Annotated in this window: 6 protein-coding genes and 1 pseudogene; 2 read left to right on the forward strand and 5 right to left on the reverse strand. The window is 52.4% G+C overall.

Annotation, left to right across the window (positions count from 1 at the left end; genetic code table 11):
- Positions 1-385: 385 nt before the first annotated feature.
- Positions 386-571, reverse strand: coding sequence for a hypothetical protein (locus ABJQ89_RS11115; protein ID WP_348496306.1), 186 nt, complete (start codon positions 569-571; stop codon positions 386-388).
- A 286-nt stretch (positions 572-857) separates the two neighbouring features.
- On the opposite strand from ABJQ89_RS11115, the gene ABJQ89_RS11120 reads away from it, so the two are divergent.
- Positions 858-1,712 (forward strand): lytic transglycosylase domain-containing protein, encoded by an 855-nt coding sequence (locus tag ABJQ89_RS11120; RefSeq protein WP_348496307.1) that lies wholly within the window; start codon positions 858-860, stop codon positions 1,710-1,712.
- Between the two features lie 37 nt (positions 1,713-1,749).
- Here ABJQ89_RS11120 and ABJQ89_RS11125 read toward each other — a convergent pair whose 3' ends face one another.
- The 3 genes from ABJQ89_RS11125 to topA form a co-directional block, all read right to left on the reverse strand.
- Positions 1,750-2,373: a 3-oxoacid CoA-transferase subunit B gene (locus ABJQ89_RS11125; protein WP_348496308.1), complete on the reverse strand. Its 624-nt coding sequence runs from the start codon at positions 2,371-2,373 to the stop codon at positions 1,750-1,752.
- Positions 2,374-2,376: 3 nt separating this feature from the next.
- Positions 2,377-3,072, reverse strand: a complete 696-nt coding sequence (locus ABJQ89_RS11130; RefSeq protein ID WP_348496309.1) for a CoA transferase subunit A — start codon at positions 3,070-3,072, stop codon at positions 2,377-2,379.
- A gap of 209 nt (positions 3,073-3,281) precedes the next feature.
- Positions 3,282-5,906 carry a type I DNA topoisomerase gene (topA, locus tag ABJQ89_RS11135; protein WP_348496310.1) on the reverse strand — a complete coding sequence of 875 codons (2,625 nt, stop codon included), beginning with the start codon at positions 5,904-5,906 and terminating at the stop codon, positions 3,282-3,284.
- A 182-nt stretch (positions 5,907-6,088) separates the two neighbouring features.
- Here topA and ABJQ89_RS11140 point away from each other — a divergent pair, with 182 nt between their 5' ends.
- Entirely contained in the window at positions 6,089-6,532 is a 444-nt protein-coding gene (locus tag ABJQ89_RS11140) for a hypothetical protein (RefSeq protein ID WP_348496311.1), read from the forward strand.
- A gap of 9 nt (positions 6,533-6,541) precedes the next feature.
- On the opposite strand, the pseudogene ABJQ89_RS11145 reads toward ABJQ89_RS11140, so the two are convergent.
- Positions 6,542-6,761: pseudogene (locus ABJQ89_RS11145) on the reverse strand (DNA-protecting protein DprA); the annotation flags it as partial.

Genomic DNA, 6,761 nt, shown 5'->3' on the forward strand with positions numbered 1-6,761 from the left:
AGCAACTGCAAGACCAACAACCGCAGCTGTAAGAACAACCCAGTCAACTGTTACGGCGCCATTTTCGTCACGTGCGAATGCTTTGATGAAGTTAGTCATGTTGTATTCCTTCTAGGATCAGTTTTGAATTCTTCAAACTTCGGTTTTGATCAGCGCTGTCTCTCACCACGGTGCTGCCCGTTACTTGATAAAACTTGTATCGAATGCAATTTAGGCGCGAATAGGGCGGGGCCACGGCGAAAGTAGATTTTTAACTTTTCGTTTACGATTTTGTAGATGGTGCTGGAAACACAGTCAGGTGGAACACAAAGCAAAGGGACCAGCTTGTCTCCAAGCTGGTCCCTTTGCTTTGAAAACTCATTGGGCGGCAAACAAGCCGCCAGCCTTAGAAGCCTGCAACGAATTTTTGCAAGGCAGCGTCTGGATCAACGTTCACGACCTTTTCGCTACCGCTTTCAATACTTCCGTAGGCTGCGACGCTGATCCCAACGACAGCGGCCGCTAGGATGTAGTATTCAGTTGAAATCGCACCGTTGTCATTTTTCGCGAATGATTTGAGTAATTTCTTCATTTGAACATCTTCCATTTAAGCCTCGGGAAACACACCAAGGAATTACATAAGTGCGGGCCGCAATTGGCCCTTGCGCACTAGATCACCCAAATTTTCGGCAAAATAATGGCGCTATGCGAAAAAAATTCAGTTTATGGGGGAAATACTATGAAAAAGGTGCGCTCTGACCTGTGTGGCTAGGGTGACGGCTTGGGACGTTCTCGCGAACAGGTTCGATTTTTATGCGGTTTGCGATCAAAACAAGGTACAAAGACAAAAACGCATTTAGACGTTTGTTGGATTGAGCATGATGTATCGACTGTTTTTCGCCCTAACTGCCGTGATCTTTATCGCGTTTTCTGTCGCGCCTGTAGATTTGGCTGCGCAGACAAATGATGCAAAACCGAAACCAAAGCCGTTTCCCGAATTTTCGGCGAAGCGTCAAAAACCGCCCAAATCAGGAAGCCGCAAACGCATTACTGTGCAGATCACGCCGCAAGGCCCAAAAGCGGGGGCTATTGTTGGTGGGAGCTCTCAAGGCACGGGCAATTCCAACAAAACGCCTAAATCTGCAAGTTATGGCTGGTTTTGGGACAGCGTTCCGACCGAATTGGCTAAAAGCAGTGGCCGCTATCAACGGGCGCTCAACCGCTTGTCGAACCCACCTGCAGGCAGCGGCGTGCGCGCGCCGCGTTTGCAAACGCTGCATTCCATCAGCCAATCCCACGGTATCGATATTTTAAAGGCGACGATTGGTAAAAACGTCTCGCCTGCTTTGGTGCTTGCGGTCATCGCGGTCGAATCTGCTGGGAAAACCGATGCGGTGAGTTCCGCGGGGGCACAGGGGTTAATGCAATTGATGCCCGCCACAGCGACCCGTTTTGGCGTCAGCGATGCCAGCGTCGCGGCGCAAAACATTTCCGGTGGCGTGGCTTATCTAGATTGGCTCATGGGCGAGTTTTCTAATGATCCCGTCCTCGTGCTGGCGGCCTACAATGCAGGCGAGGGCGCTGTACGCAAGAATAACGGTGTGCCGCCTTATGCGGAAACGCGCGATTATGTGCCGAAGGTACTGGCCGCGTTTCAGGTTGCGCGCGGGCTATGCGTCACGCCACCACAACTGGCTTCGGATGGCTGTGTTTTCAAACAACTTGGCGGTTGAGAGGTAAGGTGCGTGATACCACGCACCCTACAATGTCTTAAACGATCGTTGCTTCTGTCGCAGCGCGAAGCTCGTCTTCGGTGACGCCATCGGCTGTTTCGACGATCTTAAGACCACCTTCAACAACGTCCAGAACACCCATGTTCGTAATAATACGATCCACAACGCCCTTGCCGGTCAGTGGCAATGTGCATTCTTTCAGAACTTTGCTGACGCCATGCTTGTTCGCGTGATCCATCACAACAACAACGCGGCCAACACCAGCAACGAGATCCATCGCGCCGCCCATGCCTTTGACCAGCTTGCCCGGAATCATCCAGTTCGCTAGATCACCGTTTTCAGCAACTTCCATCGCGCCAAGAATCGCCATCGCGATTTTACCGCCACGGATCATGCCAAAGCTCTGTGAGCTGTCAAAGTATGCTGTTTGCGGAAGCTCTGTGATCGTTTGCTTACCCGCATTGATCAGATCGGCGTCGATTTCATCCTCGGTCGGGAAGGGGCCCATGCCAAGCATGCCGTTTTCCGATTGCAGCGTCACTTCAACGCCTTCTGGAATGTAGTTAGAAACCAGCGTCGGGATACCGATGCCAAGGTTCACGTACCAACCGTCTTGCAGTTCTTGTGCGGCGCGTGCCGCCATTTGATTGCGATCCCACATGACTTAAGCCTCCCGCACAGTGCGTTGTTCAATACGTTTTTCGTGGTCACCTTGGATAATGCGGTGCACATAAATGCCCGGAAGGTGGATCATGTCAGGATCTAGCGAGCCTGTCTCGACAATCTCTTCCACTTCAACAATGCACATCTTGCCACACATCGCGGCAGGCGGGTTGAAGTTGCGCGCTGTTTTGCGGAACACAAGGTTTCCGGTCGCATCCGCTTTCCATGCTTTCACGATCGCCAAGTCGGCAAAGATACCTTCTTCCATGATGTATGTCTCACCATTGAAGTCTTTGTGCTCTTTGCCTTCTGCGATCACGGTGCCCACACCTGTTTTGGTGTAAAAGCCTGGAATGCCGGCACCACCAGCGCGCATGCGTTCAGCCAAAGTACCTTGCGGGTTGAATTCCAGCTCTAGTTCTCCAGAAAGATACTGGCGCATGAATTCAGCGTTTTCGCCAACGTAAGATGAGATCATCTTTTTCACTTGCTTGGTCTGAAGCAAGATACCGATGCCGAAGTCATCAACACCTGCATTGTTAGACGCAAACGTCAGATCTTTTGTTCCGGCATCTTTGATCGCATCGAGCAAAAGTTCAGGAATGCCGCATAGACCAAAGCCGCCTGCTGCGATGAGCATGCCATCAAACAGCACGCCCTCCAGCGCTTCGGCAGCACTGCCATAGACTTTTTTCATAATATTTCTCCTGACCCTAAGTAATTTGAACTTTTCTTGCCGAATGGATCGGGGAGAGTCAATCAAATGCAGGTCAATTTAAGCGCAGGAATCGCCTAAAACACCAAAGAATTAAGTGTGATCGCTAACATGTTATCTGATAGGCCACCTTGGAAAAGCAAAGCGTTTTCCAAGGCGCATTTCAGCTGTACCGGCATGCGGTTCGAAAGCTATTCAGCGTCTTTTTCCTTCGCTGGGGCTTTCTTTTTGGGAGCAGCCTTTTTTGCTGTCGTTTTCTTCGCCGCTGGCTTTTTGGCGGCGGCCTTTTTCTTGGGGGCCGCTTTCTTCTTGCCGGTCTTTGCCGCACGTTCAGCGATCAGTTCAACAGCCATTTCCATGGTGACATCTGCAGGTTCAGTGCCCTTTGGAATCGTAGCGTTGATCTTTTCCCACTTCACGTATGGGCCATAGCGACCTTCCATGACGTTCACTGGACCACCATCTGCGGGATGTTCGCCAAGCTCTTTGAGTGGTTTCGCTGCGGTGCCGCCACCACGACGACCGGGATTGGCACGTTTATCTGCGAGCAATTCAACCGCATGGTTCATGCCAATCTCGAACATTTCGGACCAAACCTTCATGTTTACGTAGGTCGGTTTTTCAGCATCCGGCAATTTGTGCATGATGTAGGGGCCAAATCGGCCAAGGTTGGCGCTAATGCGGCCGCCTTCGGGATGATCACCGACGTTGCGGGGCAGGCTAAGCAATTGAACTGCCTGTTCCAGCGTGGTTTCAGCTTTATCCCAGCCGCCATGACGTGCTTGGGGCAGGGAGGTCCGCTTAGGCTTTTTGTTTTCGGGCGTGACTTCGCCGCGCTGAACATAAGGACCGTAGCGGCCAGATTTCAGCCAAATCTCATCACCCTCATCGGTGCCAAGGAGCAATTCTTCACCATCTGCGCCTTCGCCAGCAATCGGGCGTGTATAAGTGCATTCGGGGTAGTTACCACAGCCGACAAACCCGCCAGTGCGAGAAGTTTTAAGATGCAAGCTTCCCTGTCCACATTTGGGGCAAATCCGTGGGTCGGTGCCATCTTCGCGCGGTGGATAAAGCTGCGGGGCAAGCGCATCATCCAGCACATCAAGCACTTCGGAAATGCGCAGCTCTGAGGTTTCAGAGATTGCTGCATGGAAATCGCGCCAGAACTTACTGAGCACTTCTTTATAATCAGCATCGCCAGCGGAAACATCATCGAGCTGGCTCTCAAGGCCAGCTGTGAAATCATATCCGACATACTGGCGGAAAAAGTTCATCAAGAAGATTGTTACGATGCGACCCTTATCCTCTGGGTAGAGGCGATTCTTGTCTTTACGCACATATTCGCGGTCTTGAATCGTCGTAACGATAGAGGCGTATGTCGACGGGCGGCCGATGCCAAGTTCTTCCATACGTTTGACGAGCGTCGCTTCGGTATAGCGGGGCGGCGGCTGCGTGAAATGCTGCTCGGGGCTGATGGAACGTTTCGCCATTGGATCGCCTTGGGCAATCTGCGGCAGGCGCTTGTCGTCATCGTCCACAACAGCGTCATCTCGGCCTTCTTCGTAGACCTTCATGAACCCATCAAACAGCACAACCTGACCTGTCGCGCGGAGCACGACTTGTCCGTCGTCAGAACCAAGGTCTGCCGTCGTACGTTCAAGACGCGCGCTTTCCATTTGGCAGGCAATCGTGCGTTTCCAGATCAAATCATAAAGCTTGCGCTGATCCGGCTCGCTCAATTTCAGGCTCTCGGCATCTTTTGCCAGCACAGTCGGGCGGATACATTCGTGTGCTTCTTGGGCGTTCTTGGCTTTGTTCTTATATTCGCGTGGCGATTTAGGCAGATACGCGTCACCGTAACGATCTTTAATCGCATCGCGTGTTTCGGTGATTGCTTCGGGTGCCATATCGATGCCGTCGGTCCGCATATATGTAATGTGACCGGCTTCGTACAAACGTTGTGCGATGTTCATCGTCTGGCGCGCACCAAAGCCAAACTTGCGGCTGGCTTCTTGCTGGAGCGTTGATGTCATGAACGGAGCGGATGGATTGCGCGCGGCTGGTTTCGCTTCAACCGAAACCGCCCTCAGATCGCGTGATGTCACCGCCTGAACCGCTAATTCGGCCGCCGTTTCATTCGCAAGGTCGTATTTGTCGAGCTTCTTGCCGCCCATGACTGTGAGGCGTGCTTCGAATTCTTGACCGCGCGGCGTAGCAAGCAAGGCTTTCACGGACCAATATTCGCGGGCATTAAAGGCCTCAATCTCTGTCTCACGCTCAACGATAATGCGCAGGCAGACTGATTGCACACGGCCCGCAGAACGTGCGCCCGGTAATTTGCGCCACAGAACAGGAGACAGGTTAAAGCCCACGAGATAATCTAGCGCACGGCGGGCAAGATAAGCTTCGACCAGTGGCTGATCGACCTGACGCGGATTTTTCATCGCTTCGGTCACAGCGGCCTTGGTGATCGCGTTAAATACCACACGGCTGACTGGCGTATCTTTCTTGATCGAGCGGCGCTTCGTCAGGGCCTCTTGCAAATGCCAACTAATCGCTTCTCCCTCGCGATCAGGGTCGGTCGCGAGAATGAGTTCGTTGTCGTCTTTGAGGGCGTCTGCGATGGCTTTGACGTGCTTTTTGCTGTCGTTGCCGATCTCCCATTTCATCTCGAAATCTTGTTCGGTATCAACGGAACCGTCTTTTGGCGGCAGGTCGCGAACATGTCCGTATGAGGCCAATACAGTATAGTTGGGCCCCAAATATTTGTTGATTGTCTTGGCTTTAGCTGGGGATTCGACAACAACAACAGGCATATATTTTCCTTACGACTCGTCTCGAGAATTTCGGCTCTTATGGGTCCGTTACATGTGTGGTGAAAGCCCATAATGTCAATTAGGCACGATAAAAGGGTAAATTTGGCGGGGAAAATTGGCACCACGCTCGCTTATTCGGCTAAGGTGGGGCGATTGCAAAGCTATAAGGGAAGGTGAACGCAATGCGGTTTTTGATCTATGCATTGATAGCTCTATGTTTGAGCGGACCGGCGACGGCGGACTTTTATGAACCTGCGCGTGGGACGAGCGAGCGTAAAGCAATGTTGGATGCATTGCGGGCGCATGCTGAGGAACAGCTCGGCGATCCGGTGGAATTCGTGGTCTATGATCTGCGCATCAGCGGAAAGATGGGCTTTGCCGCAGTGTATGCGCAACGTCCGGGCGGAGGAGAAATCGACCTTTACAGCACGCCAGGCTATAGCGAAGGCGCGCTTGACCCAGACTCCATGGATGGCACGAGTATGCAGGCCTTGTTGCGCCTGTCGGGAGAGACTTGGGTTGCGGTTCATTGGGCGATTGGTCCAACAGATGTTTGGTTTGCTTATGGCCCGTTTTGTCGCCGATACCGCGCTGTGATAAGCGATTATTGTGAAGGCGTGAATTGATCCGCAAGCCTAAGCGCGGCTAATCAATCCTCCGGGCGCGCGGCGAATGTGACCCCGTATTTCGAGATCGGTTAAGATGGGGATGGTCGAACTGGCTTGCGCACCAATATCTCTGAGCAACTGATCCTCAGCCATTGGGCTGGGGCCGAGGCGGTCTAGAATCCTTTGATGCAGTGCATTGGTGTCTTGCAGGTTGGTTTTGGGTTTCGGCGTTTGTGTCAATGGGAGC

Source organism: Planktotalea sp. (assembly GCF_039984035.1).
Classification (GTDB): Bacteria; Pseudomonadota; Alphaproteobacteria; order Rhodobacterales; family Rhodobacteraceae; genus Planktotalea.

Coding starts and splice junctions, on each gene's coding strand:
- ABJQ89_RS11115 (WP_348496306.1), bottom strand. CDS start 571: ATGAAGAAATTACTCAAATCATTCGCGAAAAATGACAACGGTGCGATT.
- ABJQ89_RS11120 (WP_348496307.1), top strand. CDS start 858: ATGATGTATCGACTGTTTTTCGCCCTAACTGCCGTGATCTTTATCGCG.
- ABJQ89_RS11125 (WP_348496308.1), bottom strand. CDS start 2,373: ATGTGGGATCGCAATCAAATGGCGGCACGCGCCGCACAAGAACTGCAA.
- ABJQ89_RS11130 (WP_348496309.1), bottom strand. CDS start 3,072: ATGAAAAAAGTCTATGGCAGTGCTGCCGAAGCGCTGGAGGGCGTGCTG.
- topA (WP_348496310.1), bottom strand. CDS start 5,906: ATGCCTGTTGTTGTTGTCGAATCCCCAGCTAAAGCCAAGACAATCAAC.
- ABJQ89_RS11140 (WP_348496311.1), top strand. CDS start 6,089: ATGCGGTTTTTGATCTATGCATTGATAGCTCTATGTTTGAGCGGACCG.